This window comes from Paraburkholderia phymatum (assembly GCF_040965635.1).
Lineage (GTDB): Bacteria > Pseudomonadota > Gammaproteobacteria > Burkholderiales > Burkholderiaceae > Paraburkholderia > Paraburkholderia phymatum_B.
The window spans coordinates 36,258-50,765 of the sequence record NZ_JBFRCH010000014.1; the positions used below are offsets into that span (position 1 = coordinate 36,258).

Consider the following 14,508-nt stretch of genomic DNA (forward strand, 5'->3'; position numbering starts at 1 on the left):
GTCATGGAACGCTGGGATATCGATCGATACAGACGGCCGGCGCTGGTGCCGTGCGAGGTCGCGTTGGGCGGCGACGACGTATTGACGATCGGCGTCGGCGACGATGCCGTCGATCTGTCGTTTGAAGGCGTCGCGCGCGACGAGGTGGCCGACGTGGTCGCGCAACTGATGCGGCCTTCGTCCGACATCTGGACGAAGCTCAATCGCGGCGCGTGCCCCGCATGGGTCCGCGCGCTCACAGTACAGCTCGACGCATTGTCGCTGATCGAAGAGACCGACTCGTGCATCGACAGCGTGACGTCGGGCGCCGAACGCGCGATCGCGATGTGCGCGGAAGTCGGGCAGCGTCTTGCCGCCGTCGTCGAGCGGCGGCTTGCGATGTACAAGGACACGCTCGCCGTCGTTCACGAGATGCTCGCTGACGATGACGACGTACGCGACGCGCCGCCAGGTGCGTTTCCGTTCTCGGGCAAATCAGCGGGCTCGTTCGCGGATAACTTCGCGCTGCAAGCCCTCCATTTCCAGCTTGCGTACGCGCGCCGGAACGCGCCCGAAGTCCTGATCGCGTGGCAGCGCGTGCTCGCAGAAGTATTCCGGCACGTCTGCTGGTTTCCCGCACACGCGACGGCCAGATCGCGCTGCCAGAAAGACGCCGCGCTGGAGAGCTTCCGCAGCGTCGCTTCGCTCGATCCCGTGGACCTCGAAATGTATCTGCTGTCGTTCGCGCATTTCGTCGAGCTTGCGCCGCTGCGCGTCGGCAGACGCATGACGTCCGTCGATACCGCGCGCTTCGAAGACGCGTGCAGCGGCCTCACGCTTGCGGCACGCGCGGAGCGTCTGCTGATCAAGGCGCTCGATCAGCTCGGCAGCAATGCGTATGCGTCGGCGGCGCTCGCTTGCGAAGAGATCACGCCGCTCGTGAAGGGGCTGTACATCGAGCAGTATCACGTGACGGACCGCTTCGTCGAGATACTCGGGCCGCTGCTGTCGAGGCGTCTGCAACGTAATCTGCGCGCGCGGCTTTTCCAGTACTTTCAAGAGGAGTACGGCCACGAAGCCTTCGAGCTTGCCACCTGTGCCGCGCTCGGCATGAACGAAACCGATGTGCGCGCATCGGTGCCACTGCCGCTGACGGCGCTCTATATCGACGCGTACACGGTGCTCGCGCATCGGATGCCCACGGCGTTCTTCGCGTCGATCATGGTCACGGAAGGCTTGCGCGACCAGCACAGCCCGGTTCATGCGCACATCGCCGCGCTCGTCGAAAACGCGCTGCACGCGGGCGACATCGTCGCGAAGCACGGCGAGGCGAACGACGAGTTGAATCATCCGAGCCTGTCGCGGCTCTTCCTCGCCGACGTTCCGCACGTGACGGCGGCCGAGCAGCGCTACAGCCTCGAAGCGGCGCTATTCATGCTCGAAGTGAACATGCGGCAACTGGAATCGGTCGCGTACTTCTATGGCGGTCAGACGCAACTCCAGTTTCATGGGCTCCACGAAGGCAGGAGGTCGCTTGAAGTCTGATCGCGAGCCGGGCTGTGCGCCATCGCGCTTCGCTTCCGTCAATCCGTACTGGGAGAAGTTTCTCGACGAACTGGGCCTCGACATGACGGGCGCGCGCGGCGACGGCTGCTACATCGAGACGGCCGACGGACGCGTGCTGCTCGATTGTCTCGCGGGCTTCGGCACGGCGAATCTGGGTCACGCGCATGCGACGCTGAGCGCGCGCTTCACCGATGCGTTGCAGCGAACGTCGGTGAACGTGTTTCCTTTCGAATGCGCCGAATCTCAACTCGCGCTCGCCGACAGGCTGCTCGCACTGAGCGGCAGGCGCTTTCAGAAAGTGTTCTTTGCCACCACGGGCGCGGAAGCCGTGGAAAGCGCCGTGAAGTTCGCGATGACGAGCACGGGCCGCAGCGACGTCGTCGCGTTTCGCGATTCGTTTCATGGGCTGTCGATGTTCGCGTCGTTCATGACGGGCAATCCGTTCTGGACGGACGCGTTGCCCTGGAAGCCGGGCAACGTGCATCACGTCGACGCCGACAACTTCGCTGCGCTCGAAGACATGCTGGCGAGCCGCAAGATCGCGGCCGTGGTGTTCGAGCCAGTGGCGGGCTCGTCGGCGGCGCAGCACTGGACAGCGGAAACATCGGCGCGGCTCGCCGCGCTGTGCCGTTCGACGGGCACGAAGCTGATCGCCGACGAGGTGTACTGCGGGCTCGGGCGCGCGGGCGCCTGGTTCGGCATCGACGCGATCGGCATGAGCGATGCGGCTAAAGCGCCCGACATGATCGTCGTATCGAAGGGACTGACGGGCGGGCTCGTGCCGCTGTCCGCCGTGCTGATGAACGACGGCGACTTCGACGCCGTGTTCGGCGCGCCCGGCAAGGCGAAAGTGCAGGGCTCGACGTTCGGCGGCAACCGGCTCGCGATGCAGTGCGGGCTGATCGTGCTGGATCTCGTCGAAAGCGGGCGGCTCGTCGATAACGCGGCGGCGATGGGCGCGCTGATCGAACGACGCATCGCCGATCGCTTCGATGGGCGTCTGACGCTGCGCGGCAAGGGACTCGCGCTGAGTCTCGCGCCCGACGCGCAGTGCGACATCAACATGGCCGACGTATGGCTCGCGCTGATCGACGCCGGCGTGCTGGCGATGCCGAATTACGCGTCGCCGAGTTCGTTGGGTTCGCTGCGCCTGTCACCGCCGCTGATCTTCGGCGTGGACGAAGTGGAACTTCTGATGGACCGACTCGACGAGGCGCTACAGAAATGAACGCACACATTCAGAAGCACAAGGAAGGCGCTGGCTACCCTGCGCTGCTCGTGGCGCTGTGCTGGTGGGGCCTGATGCCGCTGTACTACTGGCATCTGAAGGAAGTGAGCGCGCCGGAGATGCTCGCGCATCGCGTGTTCTGGTCGTTCGCGGTGCTGTCGGTCGTGATCGGGCTCAGGCCCGCGCTGAGGCGGCAGATGGGCGGCTGGCGCTCGTTCGCGCTCGCGCTGCTGCCCGCCGTGCTGCTGTCGGCGAACTGGGTCGTGTATATCCTCGCGTCGGTGACGGGCAATGCGTTGCAGGCGAGTCTCGGCTATTTCCTGAACCCGCTGCTATCGGCAGCGCTGGGCATCGTATTTCTGAACGAGCGGCTTAATGGTCTGAAAGCGGCGGCGCTCGCGCTCGGACTGGCCGGCACGGTCGTGCAGTGCTACGCGCACGGCGGCGTGCCCGCATTCGCCGTGATGCTCACCGTGACGTTCTCGCTGCTCGGCCTGGCTCGCAAGGTGTGGCCGACGAAGAACGCAATCGTCAGCACCTGGCGCGAGACCGTTGTGATGATGCCGTTCGCGCTCGGCTACTTTGCGTTCCTGTCGTCGAATCATGCGCTCGCGTTCACGTCGTTTGGCGCGGGCGCGGCGGTGCTGATGATGCTCGCGGGCCCGCTGACGGTCGTGCCGCTCTCACTCTACGCATATGCAATGCCGCTCGTCTCGCTGACCGAGTCGGCCGTGATGCAATACGTGACGCCGACTGTGACCTTCATCCTCGCGCTCACGGTTTTCCACGAACGGCTGACAACTGTCGATCTGACGGGCTACGGGCTGATCTGGTGCGGGCTTGCGCTGGCGACGTACGCGACGGCGCGGCGTCGTCCCGTCGCGTCGGCGGAGGTCGGTCAAGGGGCAGGGACGGCGGCGCAGAACGTGTCCTTTCTCGCTGCCCACAAAAAGACGCCAGCTTCCGCTGGCGTGAATAGGTTCTGGCATTCCGAGGGCCGTCCAGAACCTGAGAGACGGTGTGAAAAGTCCGACGCATGACGGGTGAGCGGAGCGCCTGATACGGTGCAAAAGTGGGCTCGACGGTATCGGACCTGTCCGCGTGTACGGCGCGGTCAACACAGCGCCAGTCTACTCCAGTTCGCGAAACAAACCCCGAAAATATGCGAATTGGGTATGAGCTTGCCATGTGCTGCCGCACGCAAGCGGCTGGTCATCGGATGCTCGTCGTCGATGTCGCGAATTCGTGATGCGCTCCCGCGCCGCGCGTCGCAAGCAGGCGTTGAGCGGCGTCTGATCGATCCTGGAAAAGATAATATAATCAACCCTTAAAACAGGTCGCGACCGCGGCGGCGACGGCTGCCGGCGGCGGACGGGAGAACAATGAGCCGCGGGCGAAGCAGTATCGGGAGGGGCGCAGCTGTCGTCATGGGCGTGCTGTTCGGGCTTGCCGTTCTTGCGTCGGATGGCCATGTGCGGATCGTCCATCTGATCGTTCTGGCGTTGGTCCTTTTGGCCGGCTATCGTTGGTTCCCACTCAGGCTTGCATCGAAGAACACGTCGCGCGCCGCGCCGCGTGCCCCTGCAAGCCGTGCCCGCGAACCGCTCGAGTCTTTCACCGCGTCGCTGGCGTCTCTGGCGTCACGTTTCGCGTCGCAGTTTTCATCCGGATATCACAAGGCTCGCGCTGAGCCAGGCTATTTCATGACAAGTTCTCCCGGCTCATGCGACGACGAGCCGTTCGCATCGGTGACGGAATCCGGCGCGCCCGCCGACGCCTACCGCATCCGGCCCGCGCCCGGCGGCGTGCGGCCTACGCGTTCGTCCGTGCATTCGTCCGTACGCTCGTCCGCGCGCTGGGTCGCGCCCGGCGAAAGCGTGGAGATCGGCGGCATCGCGGTCGAGGGAGGCTTTTTCTACACAGGCGACGTGCAGCGCTCGCACGCCGATTCGATCGAAGCATGCGTGATCGACACGCGCTTCGATCTCGCTCGCGAGGGCGCGGACCCGACCGAGAGCCTCGGCAGCGCCGCGCTCAGTTACGGCGGGCTTACGCCGGCGCAGCGTCGCACGTACGTCGAGTGGCTCGCATCCGATCGCAGGAAATCCGATATCCACACCGGCTATCTGTTCTTCTACCTGTATGGGCTGGAGCGGCGCGTGCTCGTCGACGGCGCGGCGGGCAAGGTGAGCGGCGACGAATTCAACGCGATCGCGAAAGAATTGCGCCGCCTGCTGAATCTCGACGCGAACTACGCATGGCAAAAGCACGTGCGCGGTCTGCTCGATGCGCTGTCGCTGATCGCGTCGCGTCATACGCGGATGTATCGTCAGCCTGCTCCGGATGGGCTGGCGACGGGTTATCAGGTGCCGCTGAACGTGCGCGTCGCGTTCGGCCAGGCGGCGCTCGACCAGTATCCGCTGCCGGCGGACTGGGCGCTTGCGTGGGTCAAGCTCGATCCGATGATGGTGCGGCGCACGGCCGTCGCGCGCTGTCCCGAGGAATTCGACCGCGTGTTCATGCGCCAGTATCGCGAGCGCTTCGGCGACGGCATGATCCTGCCCGCCAACCGGACGAAGCTTGACGCGTCGCCGCAGCCGTCGTTCCGCGCGCTGAAGAGCGTGCCCGTGCCGGGCTTTCTGGTCGGGTTGCCCGATATCGCGGCCGTCAACGGCACGCGCAACAAGCTGCAATTGCTGATGCACGAGAGCGCTGCGGCGCTTGACGCGTACAGCCGTTATCTCGGCCGCTATCCGGAAGCGCAGGGCACGCTCGAAGCGACGCTGATGCTGCCCGCGAACATGTGGCCGCAAGCGACGCACGATGCGATAGACGCGCTCGCCGCCGACGTCGCGCACGAGACGCTTGTCAGCACGTTCGGCGCGGTGCTCGCGCGCTTCAGATCGGGCGGCAAGATGACGCGCGACAAGGCCGTCGTGTTCACGACGTCGCTGGCGGAGGCGGGCATCGCCGTCGAACCCGACGTGCGCCTGGGTGCGCGCACGCCGAAGCCGGCGGATGCCGTCGCGCTGTTCGCGATGGAGCCCGACGCGGCCCCGTTGCATACCGACGACGCATACGACGTTGCGACGATCATCGTCGATCTGGCCGCGACGGTGGCGCGCGCGGACGGCGATGCGACTCAGCGCGAAACGGCCGTGATCGAGTGGCAGATCGAGCAGTGGCCGCATCTGTCAGCGCAGCAGCGCGTGCGGCTGAAAGCGCGTAATCTCGTGCAACTTGCGCAACCGACGGCCGCCGCTGGGCTGAAGAAGAAGCTGCAGCCGCTGTCGCTGGACGTGAAGGCGACGATCGCATCGTTTCTGGTGCATACGGCGAACGCGGACGGCGTCGTGTCGCGCGACGAAGTGAGGCTGCTGGAAAAGGTGTACCGGGTGCTCGGTATCGATCCGCAGCGTCTTTATACGGATTTGCACCAGCACGCGAGCGGCGCGCCGGCATCGGCGGCGGGCGCGAACGCGAGGGCGCACAAGCACGCCGATACGCAAAGGCACGCCGATACGCAGAATCACGCCGCGCCAAAGCCGGCTTTCGCGCTCGACGCGACGCGCATCGCCGCGCTGAAGGAGGAAACGGTGCGCGTGTCCGCGATGCTGGCGGACGTATTCGTCGAAGAGGCGCATGGAGCGGCGGGTGCGGCGCACAGCCACCCTATGGAAGCGCCGCCGCCCGCGCACGTCGAAGCGAACGCGCAGGCAACTGTCCGCGACGAGGAACGCGAAATGCTCGCCGAACATGCAACGTCCGCGCCCGATGTGCAGCAAACGTCTGACGCATCGACATCTGAAGCAACGCACACTGACGATGAAACGCGAGCCCGGCTCCTCGGCCTCGACGACGCGCACTCGTCCTTCCTGCGCCTGCTCGTGACGCGCGCGTCGTGGACGCGCGCCGAACTTGCCGCCGCCGCGTCGCATCTCGAACTGATGCTGGACGGCGCGATCGAACAGGTAAACGAGGCGTCGCTCGATCATTGGGACGAGCCGCTCACGGACGGGGATGATCCCGTCGAAATCAATCAGGAAGTCGCACAAAGGTTGGCTGCATGACAACGATTCGCCCCAGGGACCGCGACGCGGTCCTGCAATCCCTGCGCGCCGGCGTCGTGCCGCGCATCGGGCAGCATCTGATCCAGGTCGGCCGCGCGCGCGAACTCGAAGCGCTGCTGAAGGACGTCGAACGCGTCGCGGACGGCGGCTCGGCGTTTCGCATCGTCGTCGGCGAATACGGCGCGGGCAAGACGTTTTTCCTGAACCTCGTGCGCGCGATCGCGCTCGAAAAAAAGCTCGTCACCGTTCACGGCGATCTGAACCCGGACCGGCGTCTGCATGCGTCGGGCGGCCAGGCGCGCTCGCTGTACGCGGAGCTCGTGAAGAACATGGCGACGCGCACGAAGCCCGAAGGCGGCGCGCTTTCCGGCGTGGTCGAGAAGTTCATCGGCCAGGCGAAGACGGAAGCGAAGGCGACGGGCCGCACCAGCGACGAAGTGATCCGCGCGCAGCTCTCGCAGTTGACGGAGATGGTCAACGGCTACGATTTCGCCGACGTGATCGCCGCGTATTGCCGGGGATTCGACGAAGGCAACGAGAAGCTGAAGAGCGATGCCGTGCGCTGGCTGCGCGGCGAGTTCTCGACCCGTACCGACGCGCGCCAGGCGCTCGGCGTGCGCACGATCGTCGACGACGCGAACATGTACGACCAGTTGAAGCTGCTCGGCCGTTTCGTGCGGCTCGCGGGCTACAGCGGCCTGATGGTGTGCCTCGACGAAATGGTGAACCTATACAAGCTCGCGAATCTCCAGGCGCGCAACGCGAACTACGAACAGCTTCTGCGCATCCTGAACGATTCGCTGCAAGGCACGGCGGAGGGCCTCGGCTTCGTGCTCGGCGGCACGCCGGAGTTTCTGCTCGATACGCGCCGCGGTCTGTACAGCTACGCGGCGCTGCAATCGCGCCTCGCGGAAAACGCGTTCGCGACGAACGGGCTCGTCGACTACAGCGGCCCCGTGATCCGTCTCGCCGCGCTCACGCCGGAAGATTTCTACGTGCTGCTCGACAAGCTGCGCCTCGTCTATGCGTTCGGCGACGCGAGCAAGACGCTCGTGCCCGAGGAGGCGATTCCCGCGTTCATGGCGCACTGCGCGACGCGTCTGGGCGAAGCGTACTTCCGCACGCCGCGCACGACGATCACCGCGTTCATCAATTTTCTCGCCGTGCTGGAGCAGAATTCGTTGGCGGATTGGCGCGAGCTGATCGGCAGCCTCGAAGTCGAGCGCGACACGGGCGGCGCGGCCGACATCGTCAACGACGCCGCGCCCGACAGCGACGATGAGCTCGCCAGCTTCCGGCTCAACTGATTCGCGCAGCTTCGATCTGCTCGACGAGCGCATTCGGCGCTGGATCTGGCGCGAAGGCTGGACGGAACTGCGCGACGCGCAGGAACGCGCGGTGCCCGCGCTGATCGACGCGGATCGCGATGTGATCATTGCGGCGGCGACGGCGGCGGGCAAGACGGAAGCCGCGTTTCTTCCCATTCTTTCGAACCTGCTGCGCGACGAGCCGTGCAGCGGCTCAGTGCTTTACGTCAGTCCGCTGAAGGCGCTGATCAACGATCAGTGGTCGCGGCTCGACGATCTGTGCGAAGCGCTTGAGATTCCCGTCACCGGCTGGCATGGCGATGTATCGTCGGGCCGCAAGCGGCGCTTTCTGAAGAAGCCAGCAGGCGTGCTGCTGATCACGCCCGAATCGCTCGAAGCGATGTTCGTCACGCGCGGCTCGTCGCTGGCGGAGACGTTCGGGGCGCTGCGCTATGTGGTCGTCGACGAGCTGCACGCGTTCATCGGCTCCGAGCGCGGGATGCAGTTGCAGTCGCTGATGCGGCGTGTCGAGCGCGTTTGCGCGCGCAGCGTGCCGCGCGTCGGCCTGTCGGCGACGCTCGGCGATATGCGCCTCGCCGCCGATTTCCTGCGGCCGCGAGCGACGCAGAACGTGCACATCATCGAATCGGGCAGCGCGGGCCAGGAACTGAAGATTCTGATCAAGGGCTATGTCGAGAAGCCGCCGCGCATTCACTTCGAGCCCGATATCGACAATCCCGGTCTCGAAGACGTCGTGCCCGGCAGCACCGTCGAAGTCGCGAATCACATGTATAAGGCGCTGCGCGGCTCGAACAATCTGATCTTTCCGAACAGCCGCCGGCAGGTCGAGCTATACGCCGACCTGTTGCGCCGCGCATGCGAACGCGACGGCCATCCGAACGAGTTCTGGCCGCATCACGGCAGCCTGTCGAAGGAATTGCGCGAGCAGACGGAACAGGCGCTGAAAGCGGGCGACCGGCCCGCGAGTGCTGTGTGCACCACGACGCTCGAACTCGGCATCGACATCGGCGCGGTGAAGAGCGTCGTGCAGGTGGGCGCGCCGCCGTCAGTCGCGAGCTTGCGGCAGCGGCTCGGACGCTCAGGGCGCCGCAAGGGCGAAGCGGCCATTCTGCGCTGCTATTGCGTCGAGGCGGAACTGCACAGCGACGCCGATCTGTCGGACCGGCTGCGCGAAAGCCTCGTGCAATCGGTGGCAATGGTGAATCTGCTGTTGCGCGGCTGGTTCGAGCCGCCGCGCGCGGGCGGCATGCATCCGTCGACGCTCGTGCAGCAGGTTCTGTCGATCATCGCCGAACGGGGCGGCGCAACTGCGGGCGAACTGTGGGACACGCTGGTCGCGAGCGGCCCGTTCGGCGCGATCGACAAGGCGACGTTTGCGGCCATCCTGCGCAGCCTCGGCACGAAGGATCTGCTCGTGCAGGAAGCGGGCGGCTTGCTGCTGCACGGCGTGGCGGGCGAGCGGCTCGTCAATCACTATGAGTTCTATGCGTCGTTCGCGACCGACGACGAGTTCCGCATCATCGCCGGCGCGAAGGTGCTGGGCTCGCTGCCCGTGTCGAGGCCGTTGACGGCGGGCCAGGGCATCGTGTTCGGCGGGCAGCGCTGGCGCGTGCAGGAAGTCGACGCGGGCAAGAAGACCGTCTACGTGAAGCCGGACCAGGGCGGCGTGCCGCCCGTGTTCGACGGTGGCGGCTCGCTCGTGCACGACGAAGTGCGGCGCGAGATGTTCAACGTGCTGAACGATGGAGAGCCCGTCGTGTTCGTCGATGCAACGGGCCGCGAACTGCTCGAAGAGGCGCGGCGCTTTTTCGCGTCGAACGAACTCGCCTCGCGCGCGGTGTTCACGCACGGCGGCAGCACGATACTCGCGACATGGTCCGGCGACTGGATCAACGATGCGCTCGTCGTGCTGTTGCGCGCGGAAGGGCTCGACGCATGGAACCAGGGTCCGACAGTCAGCGTGCGCACATCGGGCGCGGATTCGGTGAAGGACGCGCTGCAACGCATCGCCGCGCTGACGCCCGCGCAGACCCGCGACGCATTGCGCGCGATCGGCAACATCGACAACGAGAAATGGGACTGGACCTTGCCCGACGATGTGAAGCGCAGCGCGTATGCGTCGCTGCGCCTCGACATGCAGGGCGCGCAGGCGTTGGCGCGTCGGCTCGCGGCGGTGTGTTCATGACCCTCGCGACGCACGCGCGCAACCAGGAACGCAAGCAAGAACACAAGCAAGAACGCATGGATGCACGCACAACCAAGTGCAAGAAACTGAATTAAGCGGTAGCATACTTTTCTTTGCCCGCACCGTATGGCTCGTGCAGAACCCGCGTTTTAGCGGGTTTCGGCCGTGCGCGGCGCACCCCACATCATCACCCCCCATGTCGAACCATCCTCAGACGAGGCGTCCCCTCGTCATCGCGTCCGTGATGGCGTCGATGGCGATGGTGGCCATCGAAGCCACCATCGTATCGACGGCTATGCCTCAGATCGTCACGCAACTCGGCGGACTGCGTCTCTATAGCTGGGTCTTCTCGTCGTTCCTGCTCGCGCAGACGGCGATGACCGTCGTGTTCGGCAAGCTCGCTGATCTGTACGGCCGCAAGCCGACCGTGCTCGTGGGCATCGCGATCTTCCTGATTGGCTCGCTCGGCGCGGGCTTCGCATGGTCGATGCCCGCGATGATCGTGTTCCGCCTGATCCAGGGCCTCGGCGCGGGCGCGATCCAGCCCGTGACGCTGACCATCGTCGGCGATCTGTATCCGGCGCGCGAACGCGGCAAGATCCAGGGCTATCTCGCGAGCGTATGGGCGATCTCGGCCGTGGTCGGACCGATGGCGGGCGGTCTGCTGATCCGCGATCTGTCGTGGTCGTGGATCTTCTGGATCAACGTGCCGATCGGCATTCTCGCCGCGTACGGCTTCTTCTCGTACCTGCATGAAGAGAAGCGCCATCAGCGTCCGTCGATCGACATGCCGGGCGCGTTGCTCTTCACCGTCGCGATCGGCGCGCTGATGATGGCGCTCACCGACGCCGGCTCGGAAAACGACGGCCGCGCGCTACTCGAAGTGGCACTCTTCGTCGTGAGCACAGCGCTCTTCGTATGGCACGAGCGGCGCGTGCCCGAACCGATGATCTCGTTCGCGTTGTGGAGCCACCGTCCCATCGCCGCGTGCAATGCCGCGACCGTTTTGTCGGGCATGGCGCTGATGGGGCTCACGACGTTCCTGCCGATGTATGTGCAGGGAGTGTTGAACCAGTCGCCCGTCGTCGCGGGCCTCGCGCTGACGATGATGATGGTCGGCTGGCCATCGGGCGCGACCTTCGCCGCGAAGGCGTTTCATCGGCTCGGGCTGCGGCGCACGCTGGTCGGCGGCAGCTTCTTCCTGCCGCTCGGCGCGATCGCGTTCGCCGTGCTCAATCCGCAAAGCTCGCCGGTGCTGGCAGGCGTCGGCTCGCTCGTGATGGGCCTTGGGATGGGGATGGTGAGCGTCAGCTCGCTGATGCTGATCCAGGAGATCGTGCAACCGCTTCAACGCGGCTCGGCGACGGCGTCGAACCTGTTCGCGCGCAATCTGGGCAGCACGCTCGGCGCGGCCATTTTCGGCGCGGTGCTGAATTTCGGGCTGAGCCATTTCAAGGGCGTGTCGATCACGTCCGACCAGTTGCGCTCGTTGCTCGACGCAACGCCCGGCGCGGCGCAGGCGGCACTCGCGGGCAACCAGCTCGTGCGCTCGGCGCTGCATCACTCGCTGCATCTGACGTTTCTGTCGATCTTCGTGATCTGCATCGGCGCGGTTCTGTCGGTGATGGTGGTGCCACCCATCAAGCTCGGTGGACAGCCGCGCGAAACGTCGGCGGCTGCGCATCTGACGGAGATGTGATTCTCTTTGGCCGTGCTTCGTGGGCTCGCGGCACGCGTCGTCACGGCGCATCGCTGGAACGAGGCTTTTGCCCGGCGGCATCGAGCGGTGCTGCCATCTGCACGAAGCCTTCTTCAGGCGGCCGGCTCGTTTCGCCCGATGCCTGCACGATCCATTGATTGAACGCGCGCATCGCGGGCGTCGCCGGCTTGCCTTTTTGCCACGTGAGCCAATAGCTGCCCGCGTGCACGTCGATGTCGAATGGACGCACGAGACGGCCCATCGACAGATCTCGCTCGAACATCGACGGCGGCGCGAGCGCGACACCCGCGCCTTGCATCGCCGCCTCGACCATCAGCCGCGACGAATCGAACACCGGCCCGCGCACGGGACGCGGCGCAAGGCCCGCCGCAGCGAACCAGCTCGACCAGTCGTCGGCGCGATACGAGCGCAATAGCTTTTCGCCGGCGAGATCGGCGGGCGCGCGCAACCGTTGCGCGATTTCGGGCGCGCACAGCACCGATAGCGGCGCGTCGAACAGCTTGAGCGCGCGCGACCCGGGCCAGGTGCCGTCGCCGAAGCGGATCGCGAAGTCGAGACCTTCAGCGGCGAGATCGACGAGATTATTGTTCGTCATCATCCGCAGCTCGCCGAACGGATGCGCGTCATGAAACGACTTCAGGCGCGGCATCAGCCATCCCACTGCAAACGTCCCGACCGCGCCGACCGTCAGCACCTCGTGAAAATGGCCGCCTTCGAACTGGCGCAGCACGGCCTCGATGCGGTCGAACGCATCGCTGAGCACGGGGCGCAGCGCGAGTCCTTCATCCGTGATCGCGAGCCCGCGCGGCAGGCGCTTGAAGAGCGTCGCACCGAGCCGTTCCTCGAGCATCCTGACCTGCTGGCTGACGGCCGCCTGCGTGACGTTCAGTTCGAGCGCGGCGCGCGTGAAGCTCAGGTGCCGGGCCGACGATTCGAAGGCGCGCAGCGCATTCAGAGGCAGATACGGTCGCATGATCGAGTCATAAGATTTTCTGGGGTATCGGCCAATTTATCATCGTTTGTCAGCGGCTCGCGGAAACGCAATAGTGGCGGCTCTTCAAGGAGACACAACGATGACGCGGCAACGGTGCATGATGACGGTATGGGGTAGTGCGATAGCTGATGTTGCATCTCGGGCGCTGGGCGCCGGGAGGTCGGCGCTACCCGTCGCGGCCGCGATGCTCGGCGCGCTGTGCGCGATGCCGGGCGCGAGCCACGCGGCCGATGCGCCGCCTGGCCGCGTCCAGCGCGCGGTGGACGAGGCCATCCGGCCGCTGATGGAGAAGGACAGGATTCCGGGCGTCGCTGTCGGCATCATCGACGCGGGCAAGCCGTGGGTGATCAACTATGGCGTCGCGTCGACGCAAACCCGCACGCCCGTCACCAACGACACGCTGTTCGAGCTGGGCTCGGTGAGCAAGACATTCACGGCGACGTTGACGGCCTGGGCGCAGGTCGACCATCGGCTCGCGCTGTCCGATAGCGTCGGGACGTATCTGCCGTCGTTGCGCGGCAGCCAGTTCGGCCGCGTGAACCTGCTCAATCTCGGCACGCATACGCCGGGCGGCCTGCCGCTTCAGGTGCCGGACAACATCCACGACGAAAGCCAGTTGATGAGCTACTTCAACGCGTGGCGTCCCACGTATGCGCCGGGCACGTATCGCACGTATGCGAACCCCGGCATCGGCACGCTGGGCCTGATCGCGGCGAAGAGCATGGGACAGGATTTCACGGCGCTGATCGAACGGCGACTTTTTCCCGCGCTGGGAATGAAGAACAGCTTCATCGACGTTCCCGTCGATCGCGCCGCAGATTACGCGCAGGGCTATACGAAGGACAGCAAGCCGATCCGGATGGCGGGCGGCGTGCTTGCGCCGCAAGCGTACGGCGTGAAGTCGACGGCCGCCGACATGCTCCGTTTCATCGACGCCAACATGGGGCTGATCAGACTCGATGGGCAACTGCAACGCGCGATCACGGATACGCACACCGGCTACTTCACGGCAGGGCCGATGACCCAGGATCTGATCTGGGAACAGTACCCGTATCCCGTCGCTTTGAAGTCGCTGCTGGAGGGCAACAGCCCGTCGATGGCGCTCAACGCGACGCCCGTGACTGCAATCAAGCCGCCTCTCGCGCCGCAGGGCAATGTCTGGATCAACAAGACGGGGTCGACCAACGGCTTCGGTTCATACGTGGCGTTCGTTCCGGCAAAGCGCCTCGGCATCGTGATTCTCGCGAACAGAAATTTTCCGATCGCAGACAGAGTGGCCGCCGCATATCGGATCCTGACGGCGCTCGATGGCGCCGGACGCTGACCATCCAGTTGACGCGGATTGAATGCGACCACACGACGCAGTAATTAGCCATCCGCATTATTTCAGAAGGCCATTCGCGATGCGACAATGCGTGCGAGCGATTAACCGACACCG

At 65.5% G+C, this 14,508-nt stretch carries 9 protein-coding genes; 8 read left to right on the plus strand and 1 reads right to left on the minus strand.

Annotated elements, in window-relative coordinates:
• The first annotated feature begins 3 nt into the window (after positions 1 to 3).
• From AB4Y32_RS22750 to AB4Y32_RS22780, 7 genes are all read left to right on the plus strand, one after another.
• Positions 4 to 1,524, plus strand: a complete 1,521-nt coding sequence (locus tag AB4Y32_RS22750; RefSeq protein WP_368723513.1) for an iron-containing redox enzyme family protein — start codon at positions 4 to 6, stop codon at positions 1,522 to 1,524.
• Positions 1,514 to 2,773, plus strand: coding sequence for an aminotransferase class III-fold pyridoxal phosphate-dependent enzyme (locus AB4Y32_RS22755; RefSeq protein ID WP_368723514.1), 1,260 nt, complete (start codon positions 1,514 to 1,516; stop codon positions 2,771 to 2,773). Before AB4Y32_RS22750 ends, AB4Y32_RS22755 begins: the two co-directional genes overlap by 11 nt.
• Positions 2,770 to 3,813: an EamA family transporter RarD gene (gene rarD, locus AB4Y32_RS22760; RefSeq protein WP_368723515.1), complete on the plus strand. Its 1,044-nt coding sequence runs from the start codon at positions 2,770 to 2,772 to the stop codon at positions 3,811 to 3,813. The genes AB4Y32_RS22755 and rarD overlap by 4 nt, the downstream gene beginning before the upstream one ends.
• A 663-nt stretch (positions 3,814 to 4,476) precedes the next feature.
• The gene (locus AB4Y32_RS22765; protein WP_368723516.1) at positions 4,477 to 6,843 is read left to right on the plus strand and encodes a TerB N-terminal domain-containing protein; all 2,367 of its coding nucleotides are present in this window, start codon (positions 4,477 to 4,479) and stop codon (positions 6,841 to 6,843) included.
• On the plus strand, positions 6,840 to 8,150 hold the full coding sequence (locus tag AB4Y32_RS22770; protein WP_368723517.1) for an ATP-binding protein: 1,311 nt from the start codon (positions 6,840 to 6,842) through the stop codon (positions 8,148 to 8,150). The genes AB4Y32_RS22765 and AB4Y32_RS22770 overlap by 4 nt, the downstream gene beginning before the upstream one ends.
• Positions 8,122 to 10,356: a DEAD/DEAH box helicase gene (locus AB4Y32_RS22775; protein ID WP_368723518.1), complete on the plus strand. Its 2,235-nt coding sequence runs from the start codon at positions 8,122 to 8,124 to the stop codon at positions 10,354 to 10,356. Before AB4Y32_RS22770 ends, AB4Y32_RS22775 begins: the two co-directional genes overlap by 29 nt.
• Before the next feature lie 196 nt (positions 10,357 to 10,552).
• Positions 10,553 to 12,055 (plus strand): MDR family MFS transporter, encoded by a 1,503-nt coding sequence (locus tag AB4Y32_RS22780; RefSeq protein WP_368723519.1) that lies wholly within the window; start codon positions 10,553 to 10,555, stop codon positions 12,053 to 12,055.
• A gap of 40 nt (positions 12,056 to 12,095) precedes the next feature.
• On the opposite strand, the gene AB4Y32_RS22785 is transcribed toward AB4Y32_RS22780, so the two are convergent.
• Positions 12,096 to 13,049 (minus strand): LysR family transcriptional regulator, encoded by a 954-nt coding sequence (locus tag AB4Y32_RS22785; RefSeq protein WP_368723520.1) that lies wholly within the window; start codon positions 13,047 to 13,049, stop codon positions 12,096 to 12,098.
• Positions 13,050 to 13,254: 205 nt separating this feature from the next.
• Between AB4Y32_RS22785 and ampC the strand changes: the two genes are divergently transcribed.
• Positions 13,255 to 14,394 carry a class C beta-lactamase gene (gene ampC, locus AB4Y32_RS22790; protein ID WP_439899826.1) on the plus strand — a complete coding sequence of 380 codons (1,140 nt, stop codon included), beginning with the start codon at positions 13,255 to 13,257 and terminating at the stop codon, positions 14,392 to 14,394.
• The last annotated feature ends 114 nt before the right edge of the window (positions 14,395 to 14,508 follow it).